Origin of the sequence: Klenkia terrae, from assembly GCF_037083865.1 — a bacterium.
Taxonomy (GTDB): Bacteria; Actinomycetota; Actinomycetes; order Mycobacteriales; family Geodermatophilaceae; genus Klenkia; species Klenkia terrae.
In genome coordinates, this window is sequence record NZ_JBAPLV010000001.1 from 234,825 (window position 1) to 249,767 (window position 14,943).

Consider the following 14,943-nt stretch of genomic DNA (forward strand, 5'->3'; position numbering starts at 1 on the left):
GCGCGTGCCGCAGAGCTTCGAGTCCGCCACCGCCCTGACGCCCGTGGACGGCGGGTTCGCCGTCGACCTGGACCCGGGGTGGGACGTCGGCGGCGGCATCCTCAACGGGGGGTACCTGCTCGCGGTGGTCGCCCGGGCGGCCGTCGAGGCGTCCCCGCACGCGCACCCGGTCGCGCTGTCGGCGAGCTACCTGCGGGCGGCGACGCCGGGCCCGGCCACCCTCGCGGTGACCCCCGGTCCGGCCGGGCGGACCCTGCAGCACGCGGTCGTCGTCCTGTCCGACGCCACCGGGCCGGCGGTCTCGGTCCAGGTGACGACGGCGACGCTGCACGACGTGCCGGCCGACCACCAGGTGCCGCCGCCGGCCGCGACCCCGGTCGAGGACTGCTTCTCCATCGCCGAGAACGCCCACCTGGCGCCGGCGGGGATGCCGGTCCCTGGCATGTCGCAGCGGGTGGAGACCCGGCTGGACCCTCTCACCGCCGGCTGGGCGCTCGGCGAGTTCACCGACGAGCCGGTGATCCGGGCCTGGGTGCGGTTCACCGACGGCCGGGACCCCGACCCGCTGGGCCTGGTCGCGTTCACCGACGTGCTGCCGCCGACGTCCTGGGCGACCGGCCGGCTGGGCTGGGCGCCGACGGTGCAGCTGCAGACGCTCGTCCGCGCGGTCCCGGCGCCGGGCTGGTGCCTGGTGGAGGCCCGCGGCGGGGAGGCCTCCGACGGGTGGGTGGACGAGGACTACCGGGTGTGGGACTCCACCGGCCGCCTGGTCGCCCAGTCGCGCCAGCTGGCCCGGCTGCCGAGGTCCTAGGCGTCCTCCCGGAGGACTGTGGCGGGGTCGGCGCGGTCGGCGGCGTGCTGGGCGTAGAGCGCGGCGACCACGGCCACCGCCAGGGTCGCGACCGCGGTGCCGGCCACCGCGGGCCAGGGGACGTCGAGCAGCGGCGTGGGCGGCCGCACCAGGTCGACGTCCAGCCGCCGGTAGACCGCCGCCACGGCGCCCACCGCGAGCAGCCCGCCGACGGCGACCCCGGCCACGGCGACCCCGCCCAGCTCCAGGACCAGGGACCGCAGGTGCGCCGCGCGGGACAGCCCGAGCCGCCGGGCCATCACGTACCCGCTCACCCGGGCCCGCGACCGCGCCTCCAGGTACAGCAGCAACCCGGCCGCCCCGATCACCCCGCTGAACACCGCCAGCGCCGACAGGTAGCCGAACGTCCAGGTGACGCCCAGGAAGTTCGCCGCGCGCTGGACGTCGGCCGGCTCGGTCTCGGTCACCCGGACGGCGCCGGCGTCCCGCAGCTGCGCGCCCGCCGCGGCGACGTCGCCGTCGGTCCAGCGCTCGACCGACTGGTCCGAGCCGGCCGACGGCGGGACCTCGGGCAGCCGGGACCGGTCCACCAGCACCACGGGGTCGGCGGTGCGGCGGCCGGGCAGCACGTCGGCGGTGCCGACCACCTCGACGTCGACGGGCACGGAACCCAGCCGCAGCTCGTAGCTGCCGGCCGGGACGCCGCTGGCCACCACCGGGACCACCGCCGAGTCCCGGGTCAGCCGCCCCACCAGGTCCTCCAGCGACGACCCGGCGAAGGAGTCGACCCAGGTCGCCGCGCCGGCGAAGGTGGTCGGGTCGATGCCCAGGACCTGCACCGGGGTGCGGTCGGCCGACCCGGTCAGCGTGGCGTCGGAGAACCGCAGCACGGTCGTGCCGTCGGGGCCGGTGATCGCGTCGGGGTCGACCCGGGTGGCGGTGGCCGCGTACGCCCCGGCGCCGAGCTGGACGCCGACCTTGGCGTCGAGGGTGGCCCGGGAGCTCGCCGTCAGCGTCGCGGTGTACCCGAGGACGGCGACCGGGAGCGCGATGGCCACCAGCAGGGTGGCGGTGGCGGCCCGGGCGGCGGTCCAGCGGTTGACGGCCAGGAACAGCGGCGGACGGCGGCGGCCGGCCCAGCGGCGGAGCCGGGGGAGCAGCGCGGTCAGCAGCCGGGCCGCCAGGACGGCGGCACCGGCCACCGCGAGCAGCGGGAAGGCGACCAGCAACCCGTTGACCTGGGCCACCCCGCCCTGCGAGACGACGGCGTCCCGGCCCTCCAGCAGCAGCCAGCAGGCGCCGGCCGCGAGCAGCAGGGCGACCTCCCAGGGCACCTGCGCCGGCCAGCGCGGTGCGGCGCCCAGCGGCCGCTCCACCGTGCCCCGGGCCCGCAGCCCGGCGACGACCGCGGCCGCACCGAGCCCCCCGACGAAGGCCGCCACCCCCGCGCCGACCGCCGCGGCAGCCGCGGCGGGGTCCAGCTCGGGCGCCGGTCCGAGCGCGCCGATCAGCAGCCGGGACGCCGCCCAGCCGACCGCCGCGCCGACCAGCGCCGGCAGCGCCAGCTCCAGGGCGGCCTTGCCGGCCAGCGGGACGGGGCCGACCCCGCGGGCGGCGAGCAGCCGCACCTCGGTGGCCCGGCGGTCGGCCCAGAAGCTGCCCGCGGCGGCGACCAGGACCAGCGCCAGCAGCCCGCCGGCCACCGCCACCGGGATGACCGGCCCGCGCAGGCCGCCCTCCAGCACCTGCGCCCGGTCCGCGGCCTCGGCCAGCCGCGGGTCCCGGGTGGCGCCGGACCCGCGCAGCGGCGTGGCGTCCAGCGCCGCGGTGGTCAGCTCGTCGAGCTCGGTGGCCCGCGAGGTGGTGAGGGTGCTGCCGTCGACCGGCACCGAGGCGGTGGCCGACAGCGACCCCCGGGCGGCCACGGCCAGGTCGACCAGCGTCGTCGCGTCGGTGGTGAGCACCAGCGCCGGCGGCGGGGTGTCCGCGCTGCTCGCGTTGGTGAAGTACGGCTCGTAGTCGCACCAGTAGGCGCCGGGGACGGTGTCGAACAGGTCGGTGTAGACCCCGACGACCGGGGTCGGGGTACCGCCGACGTCGACGGTGCCGCCCGCGGTGGCGCCGGCGGCCTGCGCGTAGGACGCCGGCAACCACACCCCGGTGCCGGCGACCTCGTCCACCACCTCGACGTGGGCCAGGGCGTCCGGCCGCCACAGCAGGGTGGCCGGCTGGCTCAGCCGCGCGCCGTCGGCCGCGGTGACCGGGACGCCCTGCTGCACGTTGCCGCTGGCGTTCGCCGTCGACCCCACGGTCAGGCTCGGCTCCGCGGTGCGGCCGACCGCGGCCCAGGCGTCCACCGGGGCGCCGGCCACCTCCTGGGCGGCGTCGCCGACCGGGGCGTCGGCCGAGGCCGTGACCGCCGGCCAGGCGGCCTCGGCGCACTGCGGGGCGAGCTGCTGCTGCAGGGCCGCCGAGCGGGCCGAGGACAGGAACAGCGGCGCGCTGGCCACCGCGCAGGCCAGGATCGCGGTGGTCACCAGGACGGCGACGACCGCGGCGGGCTGGCGCAGGCCCAGCAGCGGCGCCCGCGACCACGGCGGCAGCAGCCTCACCGCGGTGCTCCCTCGACCAGCAGCCCGTCGCGCATGGACACGACCCGGTCGGCCCGCGACCAGGCCACCTCGTCGTGGGTGGCCAGCAGCACGGCGGTGCCGTCGGACGCGGCGTCCCGCAGCGCGTCGAGCAGCCGGTCGGCGTGGCCGCGGTCCTGGTGCGCGGTGGGCTCGTCGGCCAGCAGCAGCGCCGGTCGCAGCACCAGGGCGCGGGCGACGGCGGCCCGCTGCTGCTCGCCGAGCGAGGCCTGGTGGGGGTAGCGGTCGGCCAGGTGCGCCAGCCCGAAGTCGGCCATGAGCCGCTCGGCCAGCGGAGCGGGGTCGCCGGGCCGGTCGGACCGGCCGCCGCGGAGGCGGGCGGGCAGCAGGACGTTGTCGGCCAGCGACAGGTCCGCGACCAGGCCGAGGGCCTGCGGGACGACGGCGAGCTCGGTCCAGCCCTGGCCGCCCGGGTCGGTGCCCGCGCCGACCTGCAGCGACCCGGCGTCGGGGGTCTCCCAGCCGCACAGCAGGGCCAGCAGGGTGGACTTGCCCGACCCCGACGGGCCGACCAGCGCCACGAACTCCCCGCCGGCCACCGCGAGGTCCACCCCGGCCAGCGCGGTCACCGTCTCCACCCCGCGGCGGAACCGCTTGACCAGCCCGGTGGCGGCGAACCCCGTCACGCGGTGCGGCCCTGGTCGAGGCGGACGAACCCGTCGGCGATCGCCATCACCCGCGGGTCGTGGCTGGAGACCACGAAGCCGACGCCGCCGGCGGCCAGGGACTCCATCGCCTCCAAGACCCGGACCGCGGCGGCGGTGTCCAGCTCGGCGGTCGGCTCGTCGGCCACCACCAGCGCGGGGCCACCCACCACCCCGCAGGCCACCGCCAGCCGCTGCTGCTCCCCGCCGGACAGCTGGGCCGGCCGGTGCCCGGCCCGGTCGGCCAGGCCCAGGCGGTCCAGCAGGTCGAGCAGCTCGTCGGCGGGCACCGGCACGCCGCGCAGGTCGGCGGCCAGCCGCAGCTGCTCGGTGGCGGTCAGGTAGGGCAGCAGGTTCTCCCCGGGCCGCTGGAACAGGTAGGAGACCTGCCGACGGCGGAGCCGCCGCCGGCCCCGGGCGCCCAGGTCGTCCACCCGCTGCCCGCCCACGGTGACCGTGCCGGAGTCGGGGGAGTCGATGCAGGCCAGCAGGCGCAGCAGGGAGCTCTTCCCCGACCCGGACGGGCCCACCACGCAGGTCACCCGGCCGCGCGGGATCTGCACGCTCACCTCGGTCAGCGCGGGCACCGACTCGGTCGCCGTCCGGTAGGTCTTCACCACCCGCTCGCAGGACGCGGCGGGACCGGGTGGGGCGGACGTCATCGCCGGCAGCCTAGGACGGCTCACCCCCGGCGGCGAGGGCGGCCGGCACCCCGGGCGCCGGCGGCGGCACGGGCCCCTCGGTGGGCTCCGGGGCGGGGCTGGTGGCGTAGGCCGCGGACAGCCGCCGGTAGGCCGGGGTCAGGAAGGCCAGCCCGACCGTCAGCAGCCCGAGCGCCCCGGTGACGACGAAGACCAGCGCGATGCCGCGGGCCTGGCCGGTGCCGAACCAGCTGCCGATCGCGTCGGCGCCCGCCCCGCCGGTCATCCACGGGATCACCAGGAACTGGGTGATCGGGGCGATGAGGAACGCGGTGAGCGGCGAGGCGGCCTGCTCCACGCTCTGCGCGAACCCGAACACCCGGCCCTGCCGCTCGTAGGGCACCACCCGCTGCAGCACGGTCTGCTCGGCGGCCTCCGCGAACGGCATGACCAGCATGAACAGGCCCATCGCGACGGTCAGCGTGAGGATCGACGACACCAGCGGGAAGAGCATCGTGCCGGCCCACATGACCACGTTGGCCAGCAGCAGCAGGCGGATCGGCCGGCTGCCCAGGCCGACCTTCGCCACCAGCAGCCCGCCCACGATCAGCAGCGCGGACAGCCCGCCCCACAGCAGCCCCCAGGCCTGCACCGACATCAGCGACAGCCCGTAGGGGTCCATCAGCGCCATGAACCCGCCGCCGAGGAAGTTGTTGAAGCAGGAGAACAGGATCAGCGGCAGCAGCCCGGGCACCCCGCGGACCAGCCGCAGCGTGCCCCGCAGGTCGACGCCGTCCCCGGCGCCGTCGGTGCCCCCGGTGCCCACCACGCGGGGCTCGGGGACGTCCACCCGGGCCAGGTGCCCGACGGCGACGGCCAGCACGGCCAGGGCCAGCACCAGGACGGCGGTCATCCCGCCGTAGGCCACCAGCAGGCCGCTGATCACCGAGGTGACCAGCATGGAGGCGCCGGTGACCGTGCCCACCAGGCCGTTGGCCCGGTCCCGCCGGTCGGCCGGGATCAGCAGGGTCACCAGCGTGGGCAGCGCGATCGACCGCGGGTTGCCGGCGATCACCCCGAGCATCAGCAGGACGACGAGCACCCACAGCGGGACGCTGGCCGCGGTCCGGAAGGACCCTTCCGGCGCCAGCATCAGCACCGCCAGCGACACCGCGTAGAACACCGCCGACGCCACCGCCGAGGCCTGCATGACGGTGTGCGTGCGGTGGTGGTCGACCAGGCTGCCGAACCAGATGCCGGTGGTGGCGGTGGCGACCAGGAAGATGCCGGCGATCAGCCCGGTGGCGAACACCGACCCGGTCTCCAGGAACACCCAGAAGGTCAGCGCGAACCAGACGGTGTAGTTCATGACCGACACCAGCAGGTTGTTGGCCAGCAGGTGGGCGAACACCCGTTGGGTGCCCGACCTCAGGTCCAGGGCGGGGGTGCGGGTCACGGGTTCCTCCTCCGGGGGTGCGTCACGGGTAGGACCGGACCGCTGGGGCAGGATCATCGGTCGCGGGTACGACAATCGCGGCATGACCGCCCCCGGCGCACCCGAATTGCTCGTCGAGCGGGTGCGGGAGCTCGCCCGGACCCGGGACCGGGTGGTGGTCGGCCTGGCCGGGCCGCCCGGGGTGGGCAAGTCGACGCTGGCCGCCGCGCTGGTCCCGGCGCTGACCGCGGCCGGTCTGCCGGCCGTCGGCGTCCCGATGGACGGCTACCACCTCGCCGACGTCGCCCTGGACGCCCTGGGTCGACGGGGCCGCAAGGGCGCACCGGACACCTTCGACGCCGACGGCTACCGGGCGCTGCTGGGTCGGCTGCGGACCGAGACCGACCGCACGGTCTGGGCGCCGGCCTTCGAGCGGGACCTGGAGCAGCCGCTGGCCGGGGCGATCGGCGTGCCGCCGGGCACCCGGGTGGTGGTCACCGAGGGCAACTACCTGCTGCTGCCCGACGACCCGTGGCCGCAGGTGCGGGCGGCCTGCGACGAGGTCTGGTCGCTGCACCTGGACGACGCCGTCCGCACCGCCCGCCTGGTGGCCCGGCACGTGCAGTTCGGCAAGGACCCGGCGCAGGCGCGGGCCTGGGTGGCCGCGGTCGACGAGCCCAACGCCGCCCGGGTGCTGGCCGCCGCCGCCCGGGCCGACCTGAGGGTGGCCGTGGGCTGATGCCCGTCTGACCCGGTGGGGTGAGACGGGGCCCCGGCGGCACCAGGGCCGACCGGTGGGAGCCGATGCGTGCAGCGGACCTCGAGACCGCGGGTCGTTCGTCGACCACCACCCGGAGGACCAGTGCCACCCCACGCGGAGCCCCGCGCCCGACCTGCCGTCGGGCTGCCCACCCCGTGCGCCGCAGCGTTCGTCGCGCTCGCCGTGCTGGCGGTCGGCCGGCTCCTGCTGCCCGCCGGGACGGTCGCCGAGGTCAGCTACCTGGTGGTCGTGCTCGGCGCCGCCGTCCTGGCCTGGTGCGCGGTGGCCCGTGGCTGGCGGGCCGGCACCTGGACCGCGGCGGGGGTGACGCTGTCGGCCGTGGGTGACGTGGTCTGGCAGCTGCGGGCGTGGTCCGGTGCGCCCGTGGCCGACGTGTCGGTGGCCGACGTGGCCTACCTGGCGTCCTACCTGGCGGTCGGGCTGGGCCTGCGCCGCGTCGTCGGCCGGGTCGCCGAGGGGTCCCGGTTCGACCGGTTCGTGGACACCGCCGCGGTCTTCGTCGTGGTGGTCTACCTGGAGTGGGTCCTCGCGCTGGAGGCCACGGTGTCCGACGACGCGCTGTCCCCGCTGGTGCGTACCGTGTGGGCGGCCTACCCGGTGCTCGACGCCTGGCTGCTGGCCCTCGTCGTCCGGCTGTGGTTCGCCCGGGCGGGGCTGCGGGCCGAGGCCGCCTGGATCGCGGTCGGCGCGGCCACCTGGTTCGCCGCGGACCTGGGCTACCTGGTCGCCGCCAGCTCCTCGGCGGTCTTCGACACCGGCTGGACGATCGGCTCGCTGGCCCTCGCGGCGTCCTCGTGGGCGGCCCTGGCCGGTCGGTCGACCGCTGCTGCACCACCGGCGGTGCGCGAGCTGCCGGTCAGCGGTGCCCAGATCGGGCTGGCGCTGTTCCCCCTGGTGCTGCCCGGTGCGGTCGAGGTCTGGGCGTTCGCCCGCGGCACCGACATCGACCCCGCGGCCGGCGTGCTGGTGACCGCGGTCGTCGTGGGGCTCGCGTTCGGCCGGGCCACCCGGCTGGCCCGCCAGCAGGCTCAGCTGCGCCGGGTGCTGGAGCTGCGTGCCCGGCGGGCGGCCGCCCTCGCGGCGGACTCCGCCGACGCGCTGGTCGTCGTCGACGCCGCCGGTCGGCCGCTGCCCGGGGAGCACCCCCGCTCGGCCGTCTGGGACGCCGTCGGGGAGGCCGACCCGGCCGGGCGCCAGGACCTGCTGGACCGGGCGGCCGCCCAGCCCGGGCGGGTCTGCGTCGCCGAGCTGCCCAGCTCGACCGACGGCGGCTGGGTGGAGGTCCGCGCCGTGGACCGCACCGCCCACCCCGACGTCCAGGGCCTCGTCGTCACGATGCAGGACGTCAGCGAGCGGCACCGGGTGCAGGACGAGCTGGCCCACCAGGCCTTCCACGACGGGCTGACCGGGCTGGCCAACCGGGCCCTGTTCGACGACCGGGTCGCCCACGCGCTGACCCGGACCGGTCGCACCGGCCTGGACCCGGCCGTGCTCTCCCTGGACCTGGACGGCTTCAAGACGGTCAACGACACCCTGGGCCACCCGGCCGGCGACGATCTGCTCCGGCAGGTAGCCGGCCGGCTGCGCGACGGGGTCCGCCCCGCGGACACCGTCGCCCGCCTGGGCGGGGACGAGTTCGCCGTGCTGCTGGAACCGGGCCCCGGGGACCACGTGGAGGACCACCTGGCGGTCGCCGAGCGCCTGCGCGCGCTGCTCTGCGCGCCCTACGAGGTGGCCGGCCGGGTGGTCCGGGTCGGTGTGAGCATCGGCCTGGTCTGCGCGGACCTGGACGGGGACGGCACCGCCGCGAGCCTGCTCCGGGACGCCGACACCGCGCTGTACCGGGCCAAGGCGGGCGGCAAGGGCCGGGTGGTCAGCTTCGAGGCGGACATGCGGGCCGAGCTGCTGCTGCGCACCCGGCTGGCCGCCGACCTGCCCGAGGCGCTCGCCGCCGGGCAGCTCCGGCTGGTGTACCAGCCGGTCGTCCACCTGGGCAGCGGGGCGGTCGAGGGCTTCGAGGCGTTGCTGCGCTGGCAGCACCCGCTGCTCGGCGAGGTGTCGCCGGCGGTCTTCGTGCCGATCGCGGAGGAGGACGGCTCGATCGAGTCGATCGGGCGGTGGGCGCTGCGCGAGGCCTGCGGGGCCGCGGCGAGCTGGCGGGACGACGGCGCCGACCCGGCGCCGGGGGTGGCCGTCAACGTCTCGGTCCGCCAGCTGCGCTCCCCGCACCTGGTGGACGACGTCGCCGCAGCGCTCACCGACAGCGGGCTGGACCCGGCCGCGCTGTGCCTGGAGCTCACCGAGACCGCCCTGGTCCACGACACCGAGCAGGCCGCCCGGGCGCTCCATCGACTCCGCGGTCTGGGTGTCCGGCTGGCCGTCGACGACTTCGGGACCGGCTACTCCTCGCTGACCCACCTGCGGCAGTTCCCGGTCGACGTGCTCAAGGTCGACCGGTCCTTCGTCGCGACCATCGGCCGGGACGGCGCCCAGCCGCGGATCGTCGAGGGTCTGCTCGAGCTGGCCCGGGTCATGGGCCTGTCGGTGGTCGCCGAGGGCGTGGAGACCACCGAGCAGCGGGACCTGCTGCGCGACGAGGGATGCCAGTCGGCCCAGGGCTGGCTCTTCGCCCGGGCGCTCGAGCGGGCGGCCGCCGACGAGCTGGCGATCGCCGGTGGCGTCCTGGGGCCGGTCGCCGTCCCGTCCTGACCCGTCGGGTCAGCCGCCCGCCCGGGCGGCCAGCTCGCGGCCCAGCAGGTGCCCCGACGTCCAGGCGCTCTGCACCTTGGACGGCGCCGACCACCCGTCGCCGCACAGGCCGATCCCGTCGGCCAGGTGGAAGGGCTCCTCCCGCGGGTGGGCCGGCTTGGCGAAGGTCCACCGGTGCACGTGGGTCCACTCCGGCTCGGGCAGGTCCAGCATCGCGCACACGGCGGCGGCCACCCCGGGGCCGGCGGCGTCGGGCTCGGCGAGGTGGCCGGCGGCGAAGGCCGCGGAGGTGTGCGCGACCAGCACGGCCGCGCCGTCCCCGCGCCGGGCGCCGTCGTCGGCGATCCACTCGACGGCGGGGTGGTCGTGCACGAAGACACCGTTGAGGTCGGCGTCCCAGCGGCGGTCGGCCCAGCCGAGGACGACGGCCAGGGTGGCCTGCCAGCCGCGGGGGTCCAGGGCCTGCTCGGTCGGCGACCCGGGGGTCAGCAGCCGGCGCGCCTGCGGGTCGGGCAGCGCCAGGACGACGGCGTCCACCGCCTCGGCGTCGACCACCGGGCCCGGGCCGACGTGCTGCACCGTGCGCCCGGTGACCACGTCGAGGTCGCGGGCCAGGTCGAGCACCAGCGACCGCATGCCGCCGGCCGCGCCGTAGCGCATGGGGCCGGTCTTGCGGTCGGTGATCCCGTCGGGACCGGCGACGGAGAAGGTGTCGGTCCACTCCCGGGCCACACCGCGGGCCACCCAGTCGGCGACGACGTCGGCGAACTCGCTGCCCTCGGCCGCGGTGAGGTAGGAGGCACCCAGGTCCACCACCCGGCCGTGCAGCTCGCGCCCGGACATCCGGCCACCCGGGCGGCGACCCCGGTCGAGCACCCGCACCGGCTGGTCGGCGTCGCTCAGGGCTCGGGCGGCGGCGATGCCGGCGATGCCGGCGCCGATCACGGTGGTGGTCACACGGCCCAGCGTGCGGGTCGGGCGGTCGACCTGCAGTCCGAGAAGCGGGCGGACCACCCGGGTCGGGCATGATCGTGAGCCGTGCCCGAGCTGATCACCGACCCGCGTGACCCTCGGGTGGCCGACTTCCACGACCTGCACGCCGGGGACCGCCGGCCGGGGACCGAGCGCCGGTCGGGCCCGGTGGTGGTCGAGGGCGTGACCGCGGTGGAGCGGTTGCTGGAGACCGGCCTGCAGCTGCGGGCCCTCTACGGCGTGGCGGGGCGGCTGGCGGCGCTGGACATCCCGGCCGGGGTGCCCGCATACGAGGCGGACAAGTGGGTGGTCTCGGAGACCATCGGCTTCCGGCTGACCCGCGGGGTGCTGGCGTCGGCGGAGCGACCGGTGCCGCCGTCGCTGGCCGACGTGCTGGTCCGGTCCCGGCGGATCGCCGTGCTCGAGGGGCTCAACGACCACGAGAACATCGGCTCGATCGGCCGCTCGGCCGTGGCGCTGGGCGTGGACGCCCTGCTGCTGGACCCCAGCTGCGCGGACCCCTACTACCGGCGGTCGGTGCGGGTGTCGATGGGGCACCTGCTGACCCTGCCGGTCGTGGCGCTCGAGGACTGGCCCGGCGACCTGGCCACGGTGCGCGCCGCCGGCTTCACGACGGTCGCGCTGACGCCGGACCCGGGGGCGGTCGACCTGCGGTCGCTGGACCCGGTCGACCACCCCCGGACGGCGCTGCTGCTGGGCGCGGAGGGCCCCGGGCTCACCGAGGGGACGATGGCCGCCGTCGACGTCCGGGCCCGGATCCCGATGCGCTCGGGAGTGGACTCCCTGGGCGTCGCGGCGGCTGCCGCCGTCGCGTTCGCTCAGCTCCGCTAGCCGCGCAGGCTCAGCCGGGCCAGGTGGGCGCGGGCCTGCTCGGCGAACTGCGGGTTGCACAGCACGTCGTACCGGCCGGCGACGATCTTCTGGCCGGTGGTGGCGAAGTCGCGGCGGCCGCGGGTGGCGGCGAACCCGGCCAGGCCGAACAGCGCGCCGAACACCAGTCCGATGACCAGGCCGGTCAGCACGGAGCTGATCCAGCTGGAGCCGTCGGGGGCGAAGATACCCAGCAGCAGCCCGACGAACAGACCGAACCAGGCGCCGGAGGCGGCCCCGGCCGCGGCGGCCCGGCCGTAGGTCAGCCGGCCGACGACCTGCTCGACCGAGCGGAGGTCGGTGCCCACGATCTGGACGTTCTCGACCGGGAAGGCCTCGTCGGACAGGTAGTCGACCGCGCGCTGCGCCTGGGCGTAGTCCGCGTAGGTCCCCACCTGGACACCCCCGGCGGGCATGGACACCGATGCGGTCATGGCTGTCGTCCTCCTCGTGCTGCGGCGTTGTTGCCGGAACCAGCACTACCCAGAACGCGCAGGTCGGACACCGAGTGCCCGGTCACCCCTCAGCGGTGGCGGCGGACCCCGAAGACGATGTCCTCCCAGGCGGGGATGGCCGCGCGGGGGTCCTCGGCCTCGCCGTCGACGCGGTCGAAGACCACGGTGTCGTGCTCGGGACCGCCGTCGCCGGACAGCAGCACGTCCACCGGGCTGCCGTCGACGGGCACCACGTTGCGCACCTCGTCGTCCTCGACGGCCGGCTCGTCCTCCGGCTCGGGGGTCCAGGGCTGCTCGACGACCGCGGCGATGGTGCGGCGCGGGGCGGGGGACGCCGGCAGGCCGGCCGGGACGTCGGGGACCACGCGCACGAGCCGGGTGCCCTCGGCGAAGTCCATCGTGGTGGCGTCGACCGGGGTGACGGTGCGGGTGGTGGTGTCGTAGCTCCACTTGGTGGTGCCCGACTTGTGCCCGGCCTTCCAGGCGGCGCGGACCTGCCAGGTGCCGTCGTCGGTGCGGTGGGAGTCCCAGCGGACGGCGTCGAGGTCGGCGCCCAGCAGCCGCAGCCGGTCGGACATGAACTGCTCCAGGGCGACGCCCTGGGTGCCCTCGCTGAGCCGGACCCGGGCGCCCTGGGCCTGCTCGGCCACCCGGGCGCGCTCCTGCAGGACGGGGTGGGCGAAGCGCATGATCCGCTCGACCGGGGTGCCGGAGGCGTGCGCGACCTGCTCGGGGGTCTCGCCGGCGCGGATGCGCGCCTGGATCACCCGGGGGGACAGCGCGTTGGCCGCGTCGAGCTCGATCTGGCCCATCCGCTGAGCGTCGCCCCGCGACGCGGCCTTGAGCCGGTCGTCGATCGGGAGGTAGAAGCGCTCGCCGTTGTCGATCGAGTCGGGCACGTCCGCGGCGAGGACCAGGCTGCGGCCGTCGTCGGAGAGGGCCACGAGGCGCAGGGTGCGCATGGGGAGACGACCTCTCGGATCTTCGACGGCGGACAGGGACCGAGCTGAGGCTAACCGCGCCGGCCGGGCGCCCGCGGCCGGACACGCCCGGTGCCGTCGGGCGGTCGAGTTCCGGTCGCGACATGCCGGTGCAACACGGACCGGGCAGGGTGGGTGCTTCGACGGACCCGGCGCGCCGGGGCGAGGGGAGTCGCTCGTGTGCGGCATATCGGCCGAGATCCGGTTCGACGGCGGGGTGGCCGACGTCGGCGCCGTGGCCGCCATGTGCGACCAGCTGGCCCCGCGCGGTCCCGACGGGTCGGGGGTGTGGCAGTCCGGCCCGGTCGCCCTGGGGCACCGGCGGTTGAAGATCATCGACCTGACCGACGCCGGTGCGCAGCCGATGGTGGACATCGAGCTGGGCCTGACCTGCGTGTTCAACGGGATCATCTACAACTACCGGGAACTGCGCGAGGAGCTGCGGGCCGCCGGCTACCGGTTCGCCTCCACCAGCGACACCGAGGTCGTGCTCAAGGCCTACCACCGCTGGGGCACGGCGTTCGTGGAGAAGTTCCTCGGCATGTTCGCCGTGGTCGTCGTCGAGCGCGGCACTGGCCGGGTGGTCGTCGCCCGCGACCGGCTGGGCATCAAGCCGGTCTACGTGAGCCGCGGGCCCGGCCGGGTGCGGATCGCCTCCAGCCTGCCGGCGCTGGTCCGGGCCGGCGGGGTGGACACGAGCATCGACCCGGTGGCCCTGCACCACTACCTGTCCTTCCACTCCGTCGTCCCGGCGCCGCGGACGATCCTGGCCGGCGTCGGCAAGCTGCCCCCGGCCACCGTGCGCACCTACGAGGCCGACGGCCGGGAGTCCGACCACGTCTACTGGACGCCGGTCCACGAGCGCCGCGCCGACCTGGCCGGGCTGTCGCCGCGGGACTGGCAGGACGCGGTGCTGGACAGCCTGCGGACGGCGGTGCGCCGGCGGATGGTCGCCGACGTCCCGGTCGGCGTCCTGCTCTCCGGCGGCCTGGACTCCTCGCTGATCGTCGGCCTGCTCGCCGAGGAGGGGCAGCGCGACCTGGCCACCTTCTCCATCGGCTTCGAGGCCGTCGGCGGCCGGGAGGGCGACGAGTTCGCCTACTCCGACGTCATCGCCGAGCACTTCGGCACCGACCACCACCGGTTGCTGGTGCCCACCGCCGACGTGCACGCGGGGCTCGACGGCGCGATCGGGGCGATGAGCGAGCCGATGGTCAGCCACGACTGCGTGGCGTTCTACCTGCTCTCCCAGCAGGTCAGCCAGCACGTGAAGGTGGTGCAGAGCGGGCAGGGCGCCGACGAGGTGCTGGCCGGGTACGACTGGTACCCGCCGCTGGACGGCGTGCCGGTCGACCGCGCGGTCGACGCCTACGCCTCGGTGTTCGTGGACCGCCCGCACGCCGAGCTGGCCGGCATCCTCACCGAGCGCTGGCTGACCACCGAGGACGTCAGCCGGGCCTTCGTGGCCGACCACTTCGCCCGGCCGGGCGCGGACACCACGCTGGACCGGGCGCTGCGGCTGGACTCCACGATCATGCTGGTCGACGACCCGGTCAAGCGGGTGGACAACATGACGATGGCCTGGGGCCTGGAGGCCCGGGTGCCGTTCCTGGACCACGAGTTCGTCGAGCTGGTGGCCGCGGTCCCGCCGGAGCTCAAGCTGGCCCAGGGCGGGAAGGGCGTGCTGAAGGAGGCCGCCCGGGCGGTCATCCCGGCGCACGTGATCGACCGGCCCAAGGGGTACTTCCCGGTGCCGGCGATCATCCACCTGGAGGGCGAGTACCTGGCCAGCGTCGCCCAGGCGCTGCGGGCGCCCGAGGCGAAGGAGCGCGGGCTGTTCCGCACCGACTACGCCGAGCGGCTGCTGGCCGACCCCAACACCCACCGCACGACGCTGGGCAGCAACCAGCTGTGGCAGGTGGGGCTGCTGGAGCTGTGGCTGCAGCGGCACGGCATCCGCTGACCCCTCCCGC

12 protein-coding genes are annotated in these 14,943 nt (G+C 76.4%); 5 read left to right on the forward strand and 7 right to left on the reverse strand.

What is annotated here, in order from left to right:
- Window positions 1-4: 4 nt before the first annotated feature.
- On the forward strand, window positions 5-811 hold the full coding sequence (locus UXQ13_RS01190) for an acyl-CoA thioesterase (RefSeq protein WP_336391650.1): 807 nt from the start codon (window positions 5-7) through the stop codon (window positions 809-811).
- Here the strand turns inward: UXQ13_RS01190 and UXQ13_RS01195 are convergent.
- Genes UXQ13_RS01195 through UXQ13_RS01210 form a run of 4 tightly spaced genes read right to left on the reverse strand, consistent with a single transcriptional unit; the run spans window position 808 to window position 6,203 of the window.
- On the reverse strand, window positions 808-3,423 hold the full coding sequence (locus tag UXQ13_RS01195) for a hypothetical protein (RefSeq protein ID WP_336391651.1): 2,616 nt from the start codon (window positions 3,421-3,423) through the stop codon (window positions 808-810). The genes UXQ13_RS01190 and UXQ13_RS01195 overlap by 4 nt on opposite strands.
- A complete protein-coding gene (locus UXQ13_RS01200; RefSeq protein ID WP_225234502.1) occupies window positions 3,420-4,088 on the reverse strand; it encodes an ABC transporter ATP-binding protein in 669 nt (222 codons plus the stop codon). The genes UXQ13_RS01195 and UXQ13_RS01200 overlap by 4 nt, the downstream gene beginning before the upstream one ends.
- Window positions 4,085-4,768, reverse strand: a complete 684-nt coding sequence (locus UXQ13_RS01205; RefSeq protein ID WP_336391652.1) for an ABC transporter ATP-binding protein — start codon at window positions 4,766-4,768, stop codon at window positions 4,085-4,087. Before UXQ13_RS01205 ends, UXQ13_RS01200 begins: the two co-directional genes overlap by 4 nt.
- Window positions 4,769-4,778: 10 nt before the next feature.
- Complete coding sequence (locus UXQ13_RS01210) at window positions 4,779-6,203, reverse strand: MFS transporter (RefSeq protein ID WP_336391653.1); 1,425 nt, start codon at window positions 6,201-6,203, stop codon at window positions 4,779-4,781.
- Window positions 6,204-6,285: 82 nt separating this feature from the next.
- Between UXQ13_RS01210 and UXQ13_RS01215 the strand changes: the two genes are divergently transcribed.
- On the forward strand, window positions 6,286-6,921 hold the full coding sequence (locus UXQ13_RS01215; protein ID WP_336391654.1) for a nucleoside/nucleotide kinase family protein: 636 nt from the start codon (window positions 6,286-6,288) through the stop codon (window positions 6,919-6,921).
- Between the two features lie 123 nt (window positions 6,922-7,044).
- Window positions 7,045-9,672, forward strand: a complete 2,628-nt coding sequence (locus UXQ13_RS01220) for a putative bifunctional diguanylate cyclase/phosphodiesterase (protein ID WP_336391655.1) — start codon at window positions 7,045-7,047, stop codon at window positions 9,670-9,672.
- 9 nt (window positions 9,673-9,681) lie between these two features.
- On the opposite strand, the gene UXQ13_RS01225 is transcribed toward UXQ13_RS01220, so the two are convergent.
- The gene (locus UXQ13_RS01225) at window positions 9,682-10,629 is read right to left on the reverse strand and encodes an NAD(P)/FAD-dependent oxidoreductase (RefSeq protein WP_336391656.1); all 948 of its coding nucleotides are present in this window, start codon (window positions 10,627-10,629) and stop codon (window positions 9,682-9,684) included.
- Window positions 10,630-10,710: 81 nt separating this feature from the next.
- Between UXQ13_RS01225 and UXQ13_RS01230 the strand changes: the two genes are divergently transcribed.
- Window positions 10,711-11,496, forward strand: coding sequence for a TrmH family RNA methyltransferase (locus UXQ13_RS01230; RefSeq protein ID WP_336391657.1), 786 nt, complete (start codon window positions 10,711-10,713; stop codon window positions 11,494-11,496).
- Here the strand turns inward: UXQ13_RS01230 and UXQ13_RS01235 are convergent.
- Both UXQ13_RS01235 and sepH read right to left on the reverse strand, forming a co-directional pair.
- Window positions 11,493-11,969, reverse strand: a complete 477-nt coding sequence (locus UXQ13_RS01235) for a YflT domain-containing protein (RefSeq protein ID WP_336391658.1) — start codon at window positions 11,967-11,969, stop codon at window positions 11,493-11,495. The genes UXQ13_RS01230 and UXQ13_RS01235 overlap by 4 nt on opposite strands.
- An 89-nt stretch (window positions 11,970-12,058) precedes the next feature.
- Window positions 12,059-12,952, reverse strand: coding sequence for a septation protein SepH (sepH, locus tag UXQ13_RS01240; protein WP_336391659.1), 894 nt, complete (start codon window positions 12,950-12,952; stop codon window positions 12,059-12,061).
- A 196-nt stretch (window positions 12,953-13,148) separates the two neighbouring features.
- On the opposite strand from sepH, the gene UXQ13_RS01245 reads away from it, so the two are divergent.
- The gene (locus UXQ13_RS01245) at window positions 13,149-14,933 is read left to right on the forward strand and encodes an N-acetylglutaminylglutamine amidotransferase (RefSeq protein WP_336391660.1); all 1,785 of its coding nucleotides are present in this window, start codon (window positions 13,149-13,151) and stop codon (window positions 14,931-14,933) included.
- Window positions 14,934-14,943: the final 10 nt, after the last annotated feature.